General features: G+C 73.4%; 15 protein-coding genes and 1 tRNA gene. 11 read left to right on the plus strand and 5 right to left on the minus strand.

Features of this window, described 5'->3' with window-relative positions:
* The first annotated feature begins 203 nt into the window (after nucleotides 1-203).
* The 3 genes from ACIGXJ_RS02890 to ACIGXJ_RS02900 all read left to right on the plus strand — a co-directional run bounded on the left by ACIGXJ_RS02890 (nucleotide 204) and on the right by ACIGXJ_RS02900 (nucleotide 3,249).
* On the plus strand, nucleotides 204-860 hold the full coding sequence (locus tag ACIGXJ_RS02890; protein WP_399640761.1) for an HNH endonuclease family protein: 657 nt from the start codon (nucleotides 204-206) through the stop codon (nucleotides 858-860).
* A gap of 91 nt (nucleotides 861-951) precedes the next feature.
* Complete coding sequence (locus ACIGXJ_RS02895; protein WP_399640764.1) at nucleotides 952-2,598, plus strand: alkaline phosphatase D family protein; 1,647 nt, start codon at nucleotides 952-954, stop codon at nucleotides 2,596-2,598.
* A gap of 210 nt (nucleotides 2,599-2,808) precedes the next feature.
* On the plus strand, nucleotides 2,809-3,249 hold the full coding sequence (locus ACIGXJ_RS02900; protein WP_399640767.1) for a DoxX family protein: 441 nt from the start codon (nucleotides 2,809-2,811) through the stop codon (nucleotides 3,247-3,249).
* A gap of 73 nt (nucleotides 3,250-3,322) precedes the next feature.
* Here ACIGXJ_RS02900 and ACIGXJ_RS02905 read toward each other — a convergent pair whose 3' ends face one another.
* Nucleotides 3,323-3,865 carry a superoxide dismutase family protein gene (locus ACIGXJ_RS02905; protein WP_399640769.1) on the minus strand — a complete coding sequence of 181 codons (543 nt, stop codon included), beginning with the start codon at nucleotides 3,863-3,865 and terminating at the stop codon, nucleotides 3,323-3,325.
* A 305-nt stretch (nucleotides 3,866-4,170) separates the two neighbouring features.
* On the opposite strand from ACIGXJ_RS02905, the gene ACIGXJ_RS02910 reads away from it, so the two are divergent.
* Nucleotides 4,171-4,812, plus strand: a complete 642-nt coding sequence (locus ACIGXJ_RS02910; RefSeq protein ID WP_399640772.1) for a DedA family protein — start codon at nucleotides 4,171-4,173, stop codon at nucleotides 4,810-4,812.
* A 96-nt stretch (nucleotides 4,813-4,908) separates the two neighbouring features.
* On the opposite strand, the gene ACIGXJ_RS02915 is transcribed toward ACIGXJ_RS02910, so the two are convergent.
* Nucleotides 4,909-5,145: a DUF2277 domain-containing protein gene (locus ACIGXJ_RS02915; RefSeq protein WP_399640774.1), complete on the minus strand. Its 237-nt coding sequence runs from the start codon at nucleotides 5,143-5,145 to the stop codon at nucleotides 4,909-4,911.
* Nucleotides 5,146-5,442: 297 nt separating this feature from the next.
* On the opposite strand from ACIGXJ_RS02915, the gene ACIGXJ_RS02920 reads away from it, so the two are divergent.
* The 3 genes from ACIGXJ_RS02920 to ACIGXJ_RS02930 all read left to right on the plus strand — a co-directional run bounded on the left by ACIGXJ_RS02920 (nucleotide 5,443) and on the right by ACIGXJ_RS02930 (nucleotide 7,866).
* On the plus strand, nucleotides 5,443-6,345 hold the full coding sequence (locus ACIGXJ_RS02920) for a ketopantoate reductase family protein (protein ID WP_399640776.1): 903 nt from the start codon (nucleotides 5,443-5,445) through the stop codon (nucleotides 6,343-6,345).
* 163 nt (nucleotides 6,346-6,508) lie between these two features.
* Nucleotides 6,509-6,868, plus strand: a complete 360-nt coding sequence (locus ACIGXJ_RS02925) for a hypothetical protein (RefSeq protein ID WP_399640779.1) — start codon at nucleotides 6,509-6,511, stop codon at nucleotides 6,866-6,868.
* Nucleotides 6,869-6,948: 80 nt separating this feature from the next.
* Complete coding sequence (locus ACIGXJ_RS02930) at nucleotides 6,949-7,866, plus strand: RNA polymerase sigma-70 factor (protein ID WP_399640782.1); 918 nt, start codon at nucleotides 6,949-6,951, stop codon at nucleotides 7,864-7,866.
* Nucleotides 7,867-7,938: 72 nt separating this feature from the next.
* Here the strand turns inward: ACIGXJ_RS02930 and ACIGXJ_RS02935 are convergent.
* Nucleotides 7,939-8,010: transfer RNA gene (locus ACIGXJ_RS02935), tRNA-Val, on the minus strand.
* Between the two features lie 260 nt (nucleotides 8,011-8,270).
* Between ACIGXJ_RS02935 and ACIGXJ_RS02940 the strand changes: the two genes are divergently transcribed.
* From ACIGXJ_RS02940 to ACIGXJ_RS02955, 4 genes are all read left to right on the plus strand, one after another.
* Nucleotides 8,271-9,038 carry a DUF4097 family beta strand repeat-containing protein gene (locus ACIGXJ_RS02940; protein WP_399640784.1) on the plus strand — a complete coding sequence of 256 codons (768 nt, stop codon included), beginning with the start codon at nucleotides 8,271-8,273 and terminating at the stop codon, nucleotides 9,036-9,038.
* Nucleotides 9,039-9,171: 133 nt separating this feature from the next.
* Complete coding sequence (locus ACIGXJ_RS02945) at nucleotides 9,172-10,554, plus strand: hypothetical protein (RefSeq protein WP_399640787.1); 1,383 nt, start codon at nucleotides 9,172-9,174, stop codon at nucleotides 10,552-10,554.
* A 118-nt stretch (nucleotides 10,555-10,672) separates the two neighbouring features.
* Entirely contained in the window at nucleotides 10,673-11,263 is a 591-nt protein-coding gene (locus ACIGXJ_RS02950; protein WP_399640792.1) for a DUF4383 domain-containing protein, read from the plus strand.
* Between the two features lie 9 nt (nucleotides 11,264-11,272).
* Entirely contained in the window at nucleotides 11,273-11,482 is a 210-nt protein-coding gene (locus ACIGXJ_RS02955; protein WP_399640795.1) for a zinc ribbon domain-containing protein, read from the plus strand.
* Nucleotides 11,483-11,542: 60 nt separating this feature from the next.
* Here the strand turns inward: ACIGXJ_RS02955 and ACIGXJ_RS02960 are convergent, their stop codons facing one another.
* Nucleotides 11,543-12,358: an HAD family hydrolase gene (locus ACIGXJ_RS02960; protein WP_399640798.1), complete on the minus strand. Its 816-nt coding sequence runs from the start codon at nucleotides 12,356-12,358 to the stop codon at nucleotides 11,543-11,545.
* Entirely contained in the window at nucleotides 12,358-14,904 is a 2,547-nt protein-coding gene (locus ACIGXJ_RS02965; protein WP_399640801.1) for a phosphoribosyltransferase, read from the minus strand. The genes ACIGXJ_RS02960 and ACIGXJ_RS02965 overlap by 1 nt, the downstream gene beginning before the upstream one ends.
* Between the last annotated feature and the right edge of the window lie 4 nt (nucleotides 14,905-14,908).

The raw sequence follows: 14,908 nt of genomic DNA on the forward strand, positions 1-14,908 counted from the left end.
GTCGACGGTCCGGCGAAGAGCTACTCCCCTTCTGCGCCGCCCATCGTACGCGAGGACAAGTTCAAAACCGAACCTTGTCCGAAACCTTGTCGTGTCATGCGCACGTCATTAGCTTCTTACCGTGCGCACACCTGTGCGCAACGCGCCACCGCGAGCATTCCCTCGCTCGCACGCCAACACCCCCACCCCGCAAGGGAGTCCGCATGTCCCGTACGCCCAGGTTCTACGCGCGTCGACGGCTGAGCACACTCGCGGCCCTCACCGGCCTCATAGCCTCCGTCGCCCTCCTCAACGGCCCGGCCGCCTCCGCCGCCCTCCCCACCCCCGTCAGCGGCGCCACGGCCCGCAGCTACCTCGCCGCCCTCACCGTCGCCCCCGAGGACCGCACCGGCTACAGCCGGGACCTCTTCCCGCACTGGATCACCGTCTCCGGCACCTGCAACACCCGCGAGACGGTCCTCAAGCGCGACGGCTCGAACGTCGTCACCGACTCCTCCTGCTACGCCACCAGCGGCAGCTGGTACTCCCCCTACGACGGCGCCACCTGGTACGCCGCCTCCGACCTCGACATCGACCATCTCGTCCCGCTCGCCGAGGCCTGGGACTCCGGTGCCGACAGCTGGACCACCTCCCGCCGCCAGTCCTTCGCCAACGACCTGACCCGCCCGCAGCTCATCGCCGTCACCGACGACGTCAACCAGGCCAAGGGCGACAAGGACCCGGCCGAGTGGATGCCCTCCCGGTCCGCCTACCACTGCACCTACGTCCGCGCCTGGGTGCAGGTGAAGTACTACTACGGCCTGTCCGTCGACTCGGCCGAGAAGAGCGCCCTGCAGAGCCGTCTGGCGAACTGCGCCTGATCCCACGCGCCGGAATCTCCCCGTCGGGCCCCGTCGTTCCGTACCGTACGGGTCGTTCCCTACCGCGCGGAGCGACGAAGGAGGGCATCCCTTGGTGGAACTCCGGCTCGGCCCACTGCTCAGGTACACCGGCGGCTCGTCCGCGACCGTCTGGGTCGAGACGAGCCGCCCCTGCACGGCCGAGGTGCGCTGCGCCGACGGCGCGGCCGGCACCACGGCCACCTTCCAGATCGCGGGGCACCACTACGCCCTGGTCGAGGTGACCGGCCTGACCGCCGGCACCTCGACGGCGTACGAGGTGCTCCTGGACGACACACGCGTGTGGCCGCCACCCGGCTCCCCCGCCTCCGAGATCCGCCTGCCCGGCGGGGAGCAGCCGCTCCGCGTGGCCTTCGGCTCCTGCCGCTGGGCCGCGCCCCCGGCGGACGGGCAGGACCCGGCCGGCCCCGACGCCCTGGACACCCTCGCCGCCCGCCTCGCCGCCGACCCGGCGGCCGAGCGGCCGGACGTCCTGCTGCTGCTCGGCGACCAGGTGTACGCCGACGAGACCTCGCCCGCGACGCAGCGCCGGCTGGCCGCCCGCCGCGACCCGGAGGAACCGCCGGGCAGCGAGGTCGCGGACTACGAGGAGTACACCTGGCTCTACCACGAGTCCTGGCTCGACCCGGAGGTGCGCTGGCTGCTGTCGACCGTGCCGAGTCTGATGATCTTCGACGACCACGACGTCATCGACGACTGGAACACCTCCGCCTCCTGGCTCGCCGACATGCGGGCCACGCCCTGGTGGCGCGAGCGGGTGCTGAGCGGGCTGATGTCGTACTGGGTCCACCAGCACCTCGGCAATCTCAGCCCGGCCGAACTGGCCGCCGACCCGCTCTACGCCGCCGTACGCGAAGTCCCCGACGGCACCGACGCGTTGCGTGCCTTCGCCTGCCGGGCGGACGCCGAACCGGCCTCGGTGCGCTGGAGTTACCGCAGGGACTTCGGGCGGGTCCGCGTGCTGATGGTGGACAGCCGGGCCGCGCGGGTGCTGGCGGAGGACGAGCGCGCGATGCTCGACCCGGGCGAGGCCCGGTGGCTGCGCACGCAGGCGCTGGACGCGCCGGACTCCTGCGACCACCTCCTGATCGGTACGTCGCTGCCGTGGCTGCTGCCGCACCTGGTGCACGACGCCGAGGGCTGGAGCGCGGCGCTGTGCCGGGGCGAGAAGGGGCCGCGCTGGGCGCGGATCGGGGAGCGGCTGCGGCGAGGGGCGGACCTGGAGCACTGGGCTGCCTTCCCGCGCTCCTTCGAGGCGCTGACGGACCTGATCGCCGAGGCGGGCTCGGGCCCCGGGGCGCCCGCGAGCGTGCTGGTGCTCTCGGGGGACGTCCACCACGCCTACGTCGCCGAGCCGTCCTGGCCCGCCGGTTCGGGGCCCGACGCGCGGGCGCTCCAGCTGACCTGCTCCCCGGTGCACAACTCCGTGCCGCGGTCGATGCGGCTCGGCTTCCGCTTCGGCTGGAGCCGCCTCGCCCAGGTGGTGGGACGCGCCGTCGCCGGGCACGGCAAGGTGCCGCGGCCCTCGATCGACTGGCACAGGACCGGCGGGCCGTGGTTCGGCAACCAGCTGATGACGCTGACCCTGCGGGGACGGGCGGCGGAGCTGCGGCTGGAGCAGGCCCGGGCCGAACCCGGGGGCGGGGCACGGCTGGTGACGGTCGAGGAGGTGCGGATCACGCGGGCGGGAGACCGGTGAGAGACGGGTGGGAGACCGGGCGGAGGCGGATGGGAGACGAGGCGTGAGACCGGTGTGAACCGGCGAGGCTTCGGTGGTGTCGAAGTGTCGACAGTGGCTAAATGTTGAAGTTGCAAGCACTGGTGAGGTCAGCCTAACCTTTCGGTCACCGCTCGGCACCGTCCCCGGCCGGTCCGCCCCGGACCGGTCAGACCGAAGGAGACTCCCCAGATGAACGACCGGCTCAACTCCGCCCAGCCCTATGTCATAGGCCTGTTCCGCGTGGTCGTCGGCCTGCTCTTCGCTTGCCACGGCGCCGCCTCGCTCTTCGGCGTCCTCGGTGGGGCCGCCGGCACCGGCGGCACCGTCCCCTCGGGTACCTGGCCCGGCTGGTACGCGGCCGTCATCCAGCTGGCCTGCGGCGGCCTGGTCCTGCTGGGCCTCGGCACCCGCGCCGCCGCCTTCCTGGCCTCCGGCTCGATGGCGTACGCCTACTTCGACGTGCACCAGGGCTCGGCCCTGTGGCCGCTGCAGAACGGCGGCGAGGCCTCGGCGATGTTCTGCTGGGCCTTCTTCCTGCTCGTCTTCACCGGCTCCGGCGCCTTCGGCCTGGACCGGCTGATCGCCCGCCGCTCCGCCGCGCAGCCGGAACCGGCGCCGGTCACCGCCTGACCCACTGCCGCTCGACGGCCTGCCGCTCGACGGCGCCCTTCCCCTTCGGGAGGGCGCCGTTCGCGTCTTCCGGTCAGGCCGCGCCCGCGACCCAGCCGAAGGGCACGGTGAAGCAGCCCACGCGGTCTCCCTTGCCGCCGGCGTCCTCCCGGATGACGACGGAGGACGCCTCGCCCCTCCGGAAGCCCCAGTCGTGACGCGCCGTCACCTCGGCGGAACCAGCGGCTCCAGGGGTGAAATCAAGCCATACCTCGTTCTCGGCGCTGACGTGCTCCGCGTCGAGGCCGGGCTCGTGCTGATAGCGCCCACCGGCCGCCGCCGGGTCCGCGCCGCAGGGCTCCCGGTGCACCTGGGCGCCGTAGGGGTGGCCCGGCTTCATCCCCTCCACCCGCAGCCGTACGGTCGTGGCGCCCTGGGGGCCGGTGTGCTGGGAGACCCGGATCCGGGCGGCCGCCGGGACGAGGTCCATGTCGTACGTGATCGCCACCGACGGGACGAAGGCCGTGGGCGGGGCGAACCGCGCCTCGGTGTGCATCCAGTAGCCGTCCGCGTGCCCGCCCGGCCCTGCTGCGAGCACGACCGCCGCGACGGCTGCGGCGCTGATGGCTCCGACCATGATCTGTCCCGTTCGTCGTGGTGCGTGGGTGGGGCGTTCGTGGTGCGTGCGTGCTCAGTGCTTTTGTGCTTCATCGGCCGGGGGCCTGCTCCTGTTGCTACGGGAGACCGGCCCGGGGCGCCCGCCGGCCGTGGCGGACGGGTGAGGTGGCGCTGTGGTGAAGGCCCGGCGCCCGGCACACGAGCCCCCTGTGAACCTTCTGTCACAGCCCCGGCGTACGCTGTATGGCTGTCAAGGCCCCTCTTGCCGCTCCCCGCGCGCCATCGCGGCAGGCCGGGCCACGGGGGGTCGTACGGGGAGTGGTTGTGTTCGAGAGTCTCGGCGCGTTGGCCGGCAGTCCATGGATCTATGCCCTGGTGGGCGTTTCCGTCCTGCTCGACGTCTTTCTGCCGGTGCTGCCCAGCGGAGTGCTGGTGATCATGGGGGCCACCGCGGCGGCCGCGGGGAGCGAGGCGGCGACGGGCCGGGTCCCGCACGACGTACCCGACATCCTGGCCCTGACCCTGTGCGCCGCCACGGCGTCGGTCCTGGGCGACCTCGTGGCGTACCGGCTGGCCTGGCGCGACGGCACGCGGCTGGCCCGCGCGATCGCCCGTTCACCGCGGCTGGCCCTGGCACAGGAACGTCTCGGTGCGGCCCTCGCGCAGGGCGGTGGCGCGCTGGTGGTCCTGGCCCGGTTCGCCCCGGCCGGCCGCTCGGTCGTCTCGCTCGGCGCGGGCGCCGCCCACAGCCGCGCCCGCGACTTCCTGCCCTGGTCCGCGCTCGCCGGCATCTCCTGGGCGGCCTACAGCGTGGCCCTCGGCTACTTCGGCACCCACTGGCTCGGCGCGGGCTGGCTCGCCACGGGCGTGTCGATCCTGGCCCTCGTCGGAGCGGGGTCGTTGGCGGCGTACCTGATGCGGAGACCTCGCCAGGGCACGGAGCCGGCGGAGGCCGGGGCGGCGTAGGCGCAAGGCGGCTCGGGGCGAGACGGGCGACGCGGCGGGCAAGCGTGTCTGCCGTCCGGCGGGCCTCGCGAGAAGAACGGCGGCTCCGCGTCGGTCCTAGCTCGCCCTGCTGGTCGCCGTCTGCCGCCCCCGCACCTCCAGCCCGGCCAGCAGCGCGGCCGTCGCCTCGGCCACGGCGTCCACGGCCTGGTCGAAGACCTCGCGATTGTGCGCGGCCGGCGCCCGGAAGCCGGAGACCTTGCGGACGTACTGAAGCGCGGCGGCCCGGATGTCGGCCTCGGTGGCCTCCTCGGGCAGCGCGGGCGGACGAAGGGTCTTGATGCTGCGGCACATGCCTCCAGTCTCACGCCCCGGAAAGGGTGACGCAGGCGAATGCCGGTCCCGGGGACTCCTGAGCGTGCCGGGGGTCGCCCGCCGGCAAGGCACCTCAGCACCCCCGGCACCCACGGCACCCCGGCACCCCCGGCCCTCAGGACCGGAGGAAATACCTCCGGTCGGGCCTCTCCTTGTTCGGAGGGGACGGGTCCCGCCCGTCGCGCCCCGGCGTTCTCGTGCCCCTGACGCCTCTGCCATGATCGAGAGCGAGGCGGCCACCGCAACGGGGTCGACCGATGACAAGGAGCCACTTACATGGCGCACAAGAACCTCAGCTTCGCCGTGCTCGGACCCGGTGGCGTGGGCGGACTGCTCGCGGCGCTGCTGTCGCGTGCGGGCCACCGCGTGATCTGCCTGGCGGGCGAGCGGACGGCCGGCACCCTGCGCGGCTCCGGGATCAGCGTCCGCAGCGGTGTCTTCGGGGACTTCACCGCGCGCGTGGAGGCGGACACCGAGCTGCGCGAGCCGGTCGACGCCTGCCTGGTCACCGTGAAGCAGACGAATCTCGACGAGGCGCTCGGGCGCGTACCGGCCGAGACGCTGGGGGACGGGCTGCTGGTGCCGTTCCTCAACGGCGTCGAGCACCCGGCCGCCCTGCGGAAGCGCTACCCCGCCGACCGGGTCGCGCCCGCGGTGATCCGGGTGGAGTCCACGCGCGTGGCGCCCGGGGGGATCGAGCACGGCAGCCCGTTCGCGGAGATCGACCTCGCCGGGGACCCGGTGCCGGACGAGCGCCTGGACGCCCTCGCGGCGGCCCTCACCGCGGCCGGCCCGAAGACCAGGGTCGTGCCGGACGAGGCGGCGGCGCTGTGGGCGAAGATGTCGTTCCTCGCCCCCTTCGCGCTGCTCACCACCCGGCTCGGACTCCCGCTGGGCGACGTACGCACGGCGCACCGCGCGGAGCTGACGGCGCTGGTCGAGGAGACCGCCGCGGTCAGCGGCGCCGCCGGCGGGCCGGCCGACCCGGCCCAGGCGCTCGCCCGCTACGACGCGTTCCCGGCCGCCACGAAGTCCTCGATGCAGCGCGACGCCGAGGCCGGCCGGCCGCTCGAACTGGACGCCATCGGGGGCGCGTTGCTGCGTGCGGCGGAGCTTCACGGGGTGCCGGTGCCGGTGGCGACGCGGCTGGTGGACGAGCTGACGGCGCAGGCCGGCTGAGCCCTGCCCGTGACGGGTGCCCTGGGCGGACGCACGCCCGGGGCGCCCGCGCCCCAGCCGTGTACAGCCGTATCGAACACGCATTCACCCGCCGGTACGCCGTTCGCGTGAACCGGCGGAAGCGGCTCGCACCTCAAAATCGAACAGGCGTAGCATTGCCGCCGTGGCAACGACCTATGACTTCCCGAGCGACCTGCTAGCCGGTCAGGAGGAGCTGCATCAGGTCCGGGCCGAGCTGTCGGCCCTGCTGAAACGTCTTCCCTGGTCGGTCGAACCCCTGGACGGCTTCAGCGACAGCGGTGGCTGGCGCAAGGTGGAGCGCCCCGCCTCCCCGGGGTGGACCGAGGACGAACAGGCCGAGGTGGAGAAGCTCCGCCGCCGCGAGCACGAACTCGCGGTGTTCATCACCACCCACCGCTTCTGGTCGGAGATCTCCGGCCCGGACCGGGTGACGGCCCGCTCCCAGCTGAAGCACGCCCATGAATCCGCCCATGACGCCGCCCACGAGACCGAGCAGGAGTAACCGCCCCCGGAACGGCGGGCGTTAAGCTGGCCCGCCGGTGATCATGGTGTTCACGACAAGGGCTTCAGGGGGATGACGGCGTGAGCAAGGTCGAGGAGTTCGAGGAGCTGCGGCCGCTGCTGTTCTCGATCGCCTACCGAATGCTCGGCAGTGTGGCCGAGGCGGAGGACGCCGTGCAGGAGACCTGGCTGCGGTACGCCGACACGGCGACCGTGCCGAGGTCCACGAAGTCGTTCCTGTCGGCCACGGTGACCCGGATCTGCATCGACGTACTGCGTTCCGCGCGGGTGCGACGTGAGGAGTACGTCGGCCCCTGGTTCCCCGAGCCGCTGCTGAACGACCCGTACGAGGACCCCGCGCGGTCGGCCGAACTGGCCGACTCCGTCTCCATGGCGGCCCTGCTGCTCCTGGAGCGACTCAGCCCGCTGGAGCGGTCGGTGTTCGTGCTGCGGGAGGTGTTCGCCTTCGGGTTCGACGACATCGCCTCGGCGGTGGGCCGCTCGGAGTCGGCGTGCCGGCAACTGCTGGTGCGGGCCCGCCGGCACATGGAGGCCGGCCGGCCCCGGTTCACCGCGGACGAAGAGGAGCGGCAGGAGCTGGCGACCCGGTTCTTCGACGCGCTGCGGGACGGCGACGTGGGCGGACTGCGGAACCTGCTGGCCGCCGACGTCCGGTTCGTCGGCGACGGCGGCGGCAAGGCCCCGCAGCTGGCCAGGGCCGTCGTCGGAGCGGACAACGTGGCCCGGCTGCTGGGCGCCGTCTTCCCCCTGCTGGCCCGGGTGGACATCACCTTCGAGCCGCACCGGGTCAACGGCCAGCCCGGCGCGATCTTCCGCGACCGCGACGGCCGCGTCCTGCACGTCCTCGCCCTGGACGTCCTCGACGGCCGTATCGGCGCCATCCGTACGGTGATCAACCCTGACAAACTCGCCCACCTCGGGCCGGTCGGGGACGCCTGGGCCGCCGACCGCGAGGTCCGGCAGGCCCGCCGCTCCTGACGACCGCCCCGCACGGTGACGGGCGGGGCACGAGAACGGCCCCCCGGAGATCACTCCGAGGGGCCGTCGAGGTGGGCGCGGACGGTTTCGAACCGCCGACATCCTGCTTGTAAGGCAGGCGCTCTACCCCTGAGCTACGCACCCGTGAACGAGTCGACAGCCTACATCGCCCGGGGTGGTGCCCCGCAAACCCGTATCGGGGGCAGGCCCGGCCCCGAGCCCGGACGACCGCCGGCGCCGCGCCCCTGAGTGCGCCCCCGACACATTGCTGGGGATAACCCCACCACGAATCCGGGAGCGGCCCGGATCCCCCGGCACCCGGGCGGACCGTACGGTCGAAGAGTGTCGCGCCGGCCGTCGGGTCCGGCGCCGTCGTCTTCCGGGAAGACCAGGGGGAAATCGTCATGGGCAGCTCCGTCATCGCGCGCACGGCCGTCATCGCCGGTGCCGTCGCACTCGTCGTCGGCGGACTCGCCGGATGCGCCTCCTCGGGGGACGACAAGAAACCGGAGAGCCGCTCCTTCGCGCTGGAGGGGCGCACCCTCACCGTCGACTCCGAGGACTCGGCCCTGGAGATCGTCGCCGTGGACGGGGGGCAGCGGGACCGCGTCGAGGTCACCCGGTGGTTCGACGGCAGGGTGGTGATCGGCGACAGCCCCGGCATCAGCTGGGAGATGACGGACGACCGGTTGAAGCTCCGGGTGGACTGCTCGGGGTTTATCGCCGACTGCGAGGCCAGGCACCGCATCGAGGTGCCGCGCGGCATCGCGGTCGAGGTCGAGGAGGGGGACGGCAGCGTCGAGGCCAGCGGCTTCCACGACGCGCTCAGCATCCGGACCGGCGACGGCTCGGTCCGTGTCAGCGACAGCACCGGCCCGCTGGACCTGCGCACCGGGGACGGCTCCATCCGCGCCGAGGCGACCGCCCGGCAGATCAACGCCCAGACCGGCGACGGCTCCATCCACCTCGACCTGGGCGCCGTGCCGGACCTCGTGGAGACCCGCACCGGCGACGGCTCGGTCCACCTCGAACTTCCCCGCGCCACCTACCGCGTGACGGCCCGGTCCGGTGACGGCTCCGTCCATGTGGACGTGCCCCGCGACGACTCCAGCAGCCACGTCATATCCGCCCGGACGGGCGACGGAGGCATCACGGTCGACACCGCCGGATGAACGCCGCCCCGGCCAGATGACCCGGGCGCTCCCGAAACTCGCCGCACGCTCCGCGAACTGACAGGCCCGTGTGTTCGTCCTCAACCGGTGGGAGAATGGCACCGGCAGGGCGCGACAGCACGGGGAGAGGGATGTGACGGCGACACCACGGCAGCCGTATTCGCCGTCGACGCGGCGCGCCCGCCGCCCCGTGCGGCACGCGCTCCGGGACGCCCTCACGCTCGCCGCGCTGCCGCTGGTCATCGGCCTGGCGCTGCCCGCCGCGTTCGCCGGCGGCGGCACCCGGCGCTGGTTCGGCGGGCGGGCGGACAGTCAGCGCGCTGAGGCGCAGGCGGCGAAGGACGACGCGGCGGCCGCGTTCTACGAACTGGACACCGCCCAGCGGGATCTGCGGATCTCGATCGAGACGATCGCGGCCGTCGACGACTCCCCCGCCGCCCGGCGGGCCGCCGCCGACTTCGCGGACCTGGGCCGCCGCATCGACGAGGCCAGTCAGCGCTACATCCATGCCGTGGACGCCCACGACCTGGACCGCGACGACCTGGAGGCGTCGGCGGCCGCCCGCGCCCGCACCGAGCTGACCGCGGCCAAGGACGAGCTGGGCCGGGTCAAGGCGGACCTGGACCGGTTCGCGCAGAGCCTCGGCCCGCTGCTGGGCAAGGCCGAGACCCAGCTGGCACGGCTCGCACCCGCCGTGGAGCGGGCCCGCCAGGCGCTGCTGGCCGCGTCCGACGCGCTGGACGCGGTGCGCGCCTCGGGGCTGCGCGCGGACGACCTCGCCGCCCGGCTCGCGGCCCTCGCCCCCGAGCTGACCCGGCTCAACCAGGGCGCCGGGCAGCACGGGGTGCCGGGGACCCTGGAGCGGGCCGAGCGGGTGTCCCGGGAGGCCGAGGCGATCCGCGCTGAGGCCGAGCGGCTGCCGGAGCGGGCCGCCGAGATCGACCACCGGCTGGTGTCGCTGCGCACCCGCGCCCAGGCGCTCACCACCCGCGCCGAGCAGGTCGAGCCGGTGCTCAGCGAGCTGCGCCGGCGGTTCACCGTCGCCTGCTGGCAGGATCTCCAGCACGTCCCGGAGCAGGCGGAGGAGCACGTACGGCAGGCCGAGGCGAAGCTGGCCGAGGCGCGTACCGCACGCGACGAGCAGCGGTGGGCCGACGCCACGGCCCTGCTGTCGACCGTGCGGGCGCTGCTGAACAGCACCGACGAGGCCGTCTCGGCGGCCGGCGACCGGCTCAGGCGGCTGAACGCCGTGCAGAAGGACCCGCAGCAGGAGATCGAGCGGACCCGGTTCGCGATCCGGGACGCCCAGCGGCTTGCCATGGCCGGGCGCAGCACCCCCGATCCCCGGCACGCCCGCCCGCTGGACGACTCGGTGGCACGCCTGGAGCGGGCCATCGGCACGCTGGAGGGCCGGCACCCGGACTACTGGCACTTCCTGACCGAGACGGAGGGCGTCCGGCAGGCCGTGGCGCGGGTGGTGACGCAGATCCGCGAGGAGCGCGGCGCCGGTCACTGAGCCTCTCCCGTGGCCCGTGCACGGCCATGTGCACGCCATTTGCGCCGCGCGCGGGCCGGGCGGATATTGGGGGTACGCAGTAGGCCTGTCGCGAGCACCGCACCCCAGGGAGGCGGACATGGCCACACACGCGCTGCACTCCGGTCGGCGGACGAAGCTGGACGAACACCTGCCCGTCGATCACCGGCTGAGCAGGGTCTACCGGGTCGGAGCCGGCCTGATGGGCCTGGTGCTGCTGGCCTTCGGCATCCTCGGGCTCACCAACAACATCGGCTTCTTCGACACCGGCGGGGACCAGGTCGCCGGCCTGAACACCAACGGCGCGCTCAGCGTGCTGTCGATCGTCATCGGCGTGCTGCTGTTCGTCGGCATGGTGATCGGCGGGAACTTCGCGTCCACGCTGAACATGGTGCTCGGCGTGCTGTTCATCATCAACGGCCTGCTGAACCTGGGCCTGCTGGACACCGAGTACAACTTCCTCGCCTTCGAGATCCAGAACTGCCTGTTCAGCTTTGTCGTCGGCATCCTGCTGATGACCTTCGGGATGTACGGGCGGGTCGGGTCGGCGCTGCCGCACGACAACCCGTACTGGCAGGCGCGCCACCCGGGCCAGGCCGAGGCCGAGCGGCGGGCGCCGGACATGTCGGCCGGGCAGCGCACGCACGCCTCCCTGCAGCAGTCGGAGGACGCCCCGAAGGACGCCGGTTAATCTGTGCGCATGCCTCGCTATGAGTACCGGTGCCGTACCTGCGGCGACACGTTCGAGATGAGTCGGCCCATGGCGGAGTCCTCCGACCCCGCCGTGTGTCCCTCCGGGCACGACGACACGGTCAAGCTGTTGTCGACCGTGGCCGTGGGTGGGACTGCCTCCGCGCCCGCGCAGCGGGCGGGCGGGGGTGGGTGCTGTGGTGGAGGATGCTGCGGTTAGCCCACCTGCTTGTCGTCGGCCGCGGGCCGGTCGGGGTTGCTCGCGCCGTTCCCCGCGCCCCTAGGCGGCCTCCCCGCGTGTCACCCTCAGGAACTCCCGCAGGATCCGCTCCCCCGCCAGCACGCCCCGTTCAGGCAAGGCCGTGATCGCCGGGGCCGTCCAGTTCGCTTCGGCCAGTTCGCCGTGGCCCGGCCGCCAGCCCTGGTCGGCGACCAGGAGGAGGTCGGCGTCCAGGAGGGAGTCGCCGGCGGTGAGGGTCAGGTCCGCTCCGGTGCGCCTCGCCACCTCCCGTACGGCGGCGCTCTTGGTGAGCGGCTTGGGGACGGCGTAGATCTTGCGGCCCTGCAGGGACACCGTCCAGCCGCGGTTCTCCGCCCAGACCCCGAGTTCCTTCACCCACTCCTCGGGCAGCAGCTCGCGCTCGACGACCAGGTAGGCGAAGAGGTCCTCGGCGACCCGGTGCTTGCGGACCCAGACCGGGTCGGCGGTGGCCATGAGGTGGTCGCGGACCTCGTCGAGCGGGGCGCACTCGTCGGCGAGCCGGGCCGTGACGGACGCCTGCCAGTCCGGGTCGGAGACGCCGTCGACCAGGAGGTGGCCGCCGTTGGCGCAGATCGCGTACTTGGGGACCGGGCCCGGCAGGTTGATGCGCTGGTACTGCTTGCGGGTGCGGGTCGTGGTCGGCACGAAGACCGCCGCGTCTCCCAGCTCCGTCAGCAGCCGCCCCGCGGTCTCCGTGAGGTACGACAGCGGCTTGCTCTCGTGGACCTCGACGCACAGCAGCCGGGGTGCCCGCGCGTCCGGCATGGTCAGCGCGAGGGCCGCCGAGGAGTAGATCAACGTCCGGTCCAGGTCGCTCGCCACGAGCACCGGCATCAGAGCGCCACCGCCTTTCCGTCGGCGCCCGTGGCGCCGCGTGTGTACTGGGGATGGATCAGGCCCACACAGGTGTAGGGCAGGCCGTCGACCTCCTCGACGGGCACACCGCGCTGCTCGGCGAGCAGCCGGACGTGGTCGAGGTCCGCGCCCGCCCCGGTTCGGGCCAGGATCTTCCAGGGCACCCGGCGCAGCAGCACCCGGGTGGTCTCGCCGACGCCCGGCTTGACGAGGTTGACGTCGTGGATGCCGTACTCCTCGCTGATCCGCTCGACCGCAGCCCAGCCCTCCCAGGTGGGCTCGCGGTCGCCGGACTGCAGTTCCTTCACCGTCGCGTCCACGGCGTCCTCGACCTCGGTGAAGCGGGCGGACACCGCGTCCAGGAAGGCCACCGACACGTCGGCGCCCGCGAGTTCGCGGTAGTACTTGGCGCCGTGGTAGTCGTGCGGGCCCACCAGGTCGGCCCTGAGCACCGTACGCGAAATGAGGCCGGAGACCGTGGAGTTGAGGCAGGCCGAGGGTATGAGGAAGTCCTCGCGGGTGCCGTAGGTGCGGACGCAGGAGCCGGGGTCGGCGAGGACGGCGATCTCCGGGTCGAAGCCGGCCGGGCCGCCCGATGCCTCGAACTCCTCGATGGCGGAGGCCAGTTCGCGGGTGATGGCGCCCTTGCCGGTCCAGCCGTCGACGAACACGACGTCGGCCGGGTCGTGGTGGGCGGCCAGCCAGCGCAGCGCGTTGGCGTCGATGCCGCGGCCGCGGACGATCGACACGGCGTAGTGCGGCAGGTCCAGGTCGTGCCGGGCCTGCGCCCAGCGGCGCATCAGCACGCCGACCGGGGTGCCCGCGCGGGCCAGCGACACCAGCACCGGGCGCGGCGTGGAGCTCCCCCCGCGGTTTCGGCGCAGGGGGAGCTCGGCGAGCACCAGCTCGGTGACCGTGCCGACCGCCTGGGCGAGGCGGGCCGCCGACTCCTCCAGAGCCGTGTGGAAGAGCGCCTGGTACTGCTCGCTGGGCTGGTACTCCACCGGCAGCGACTCCGCGTAGTGCGCGCCGCCGCTCTGGATGGCCTCCTCGCGCTCCTCGGTGGGGGCCTCCAGCGTGACGTCCGAGAGGTCCTGGAGCAGCCAGCCGACCTCCTCGGGCGCATAGGACGAGAAGGCGGGGCCGCGGAGCGGCTCGGGGAGCATGGCGGGCCTTTCGGGGACGTACGACGGGACCACGGCGAGGACGACCTGCCGGGTGTGCGCCGTGAGCTGGGCGAGCAGGCCGTCGGGGGCGTGCAGCTCGGGGGTGTCGCCGGCCGAGTCGACGACCGCGACGACCGCGTCGAAGCCGGCGCCGGCGACGTTGTAGGCGTAGCGGTCGCCGGGGCCGTCGGCGGGGTTGTCGTGGGCCGGGAAGACCAGGCGGGTGCGGATGGCGTAGCCCGGGTCGTCGACGGCCAGGACCGGGGAGCGGGTCGTGGTGGAGAACCGTATCTGCTTCGAGGGCAGGAGGGTTTCGAGCTCTTGGGCGAGTCTGAGGGGTGCGTACATCAGCTCCTCGTTGCCGAGGACGAGGACGCTGTGCGACCTGGCCGGGAGTGCCTCTGCCAGGCGGGCCGCCATGTCGGGGAGGGCGGCGTCCAGGCGCTCGCGGTGGGCTGCGGTGAAGCCGTGCCTTCCGCCGTCGGGGAGGCCGCGGGGCCAGCGCAGATCGACGCGGGTGATTCCTGAGCCCGGCGGCTGCGGGTCGTCGGTGGCCGGTCGCGGACGCGCGGCGGCAGCCGCGGATCCGACACCGCCCCGCGCCCCCGAGTACCTGTCCACAAGGTCCTGCCCCTTCTCCAGCACCCCCTCCGGCAGGCGTACCGTTCCCGACGCCGTCGCCACCAGGTCCACCCGCGCGCCGATCTCCCGCGCGAAGGCGTCCAGACGGCCCGCGTCCTCGGGCGAGCGCATGTCGACCAGGGCCACCACCACGTACCGGCGCCTGGGGTAGCGCGCGTGCAGGTCCCGGATGGTGTTCAGGACGGTGTTCCCCGTCGAGAACTCGTCGTCGACGAGGACCAGCGGACCGTCGCCCGCCAGCAGGTCCGGGTCCTCAGGGAGGAGCAGGTGGGAGGTGGCGTGGGAGTGGGACTCCTCGAAGCCGCCCGCGCGGGCCACGCCGGGCACGGGCCGGCGGGTGGAGTGGAGGCACGGGGCGGGGCCGAGGCCGTCGGCGACGGAGTGGCCGAGGCCGGTCGCCGTCTCGGCGTAGCCGAGGACGACCGCGCGGGCGGCCTCCTCCTGGCCGAGGAGGTCGCGGACCCGGCGGCCGAGGGCGACGCCGTGGCCGTGGACGACGGACGGCGACTGGGGCACGTGCTTGCCCAGCACGTTCGACACCAGCAGGTGGGCCCGCTTGGGGTTGCGGCGCAGGGCGAGGCCCAGCAGCGCCGTCAGGCCGTCGTCGCCCTCCAGGCCGACCCCGAGCCGCTCCGCGACCCAGGCCCCGGACCAGACCCCGTCGGACCCGGCCCCGGTGCTGTCGGACCGGACGCCGTTGCTCTCTGAACGCTTCATGAGT

Origin of the sequence: Streptomyces sp. NPDC053367, from assembly GCF_044545925.1 — a bacterium.
Taxonomy (GTDB): Bacteria; Actinomycetota; Actinomycetes; order Streptomycetales; family Streptomycetaceae; genus Streptomyces.

Coding starts and splice junctions, on each gene's coding strand:
- ACIGXJ_RS02890 (WP_399640761.1), top strand. CDS start 204: ATGTCCCGTACGCCCAGGTTCTACGCGCGTCGACGGCTGAGCACACTC.
- ACIGXJ_RS02915 (WP_399640774.1), bottom strand. CDS start 5,145: ATGTGCCGCAGCATCAAGACCCTTCGTCCGCCCGCGCTGCCCGAGGAG.
- ACIGXJ_RS02905 (WP_399640769.1), bottom strand. CDS start 3,865: ATGGTCGGAGCCATCAGCGCCGCAGCCGTCGCGGCGGTCGTGCTCGCA.
- ACIGXJ_RS02960 (WP_399640798.1), bottom strand. CDS start 12,358: ATGCCGGTGCTCGTGGCGAGCGACCTGGACCGGACGTTGATCTACTCC.
- ACIGXJ_RS02940 (WP_399640784.1), top strand. CDS start 8,271: ATGGGCAGCTCCGTCATCGCGCGCACGGCCGTCATCGCCGGTGCCGTC.
- ACIGXJ_RS02965 (WP_399640801.1), bottom strand. CDS start 14,904: ATGAAGCGTTCAGAGAGCAACGGCGTCCGGTCCGACAGCACCGGGGCC.
- ACIGXJ_RS02900 (WP_399640767.1), top strand. CDS start 2,809: ATGAACGACCGGCTCAACTCCGCCCAGCCCTATGTCATAGGCCTGTTC.
- ACIGXJ_RS02955 (WP_399640795.1), top strand. CDS start 11,273: ATGCCTCGCTATGAGTACCGGTGCCGTACCTGCGGCGACACGTTCGAG.
- ACIGXJ_RS02920 (WP_399640776.1), top strand. CDS start 5,443: ATGGCGCACAAGAACCTCAGCTTCGCCGTGCTCGGACCCGGTGGCGTG.
- ACIGXJ_RS02950 (WP_399640792.1), top strand. CDS start 10,673: ATGGCCACACACGCGCTGCACTCCGGTCGGCGGACGAAGCTGGACGAA.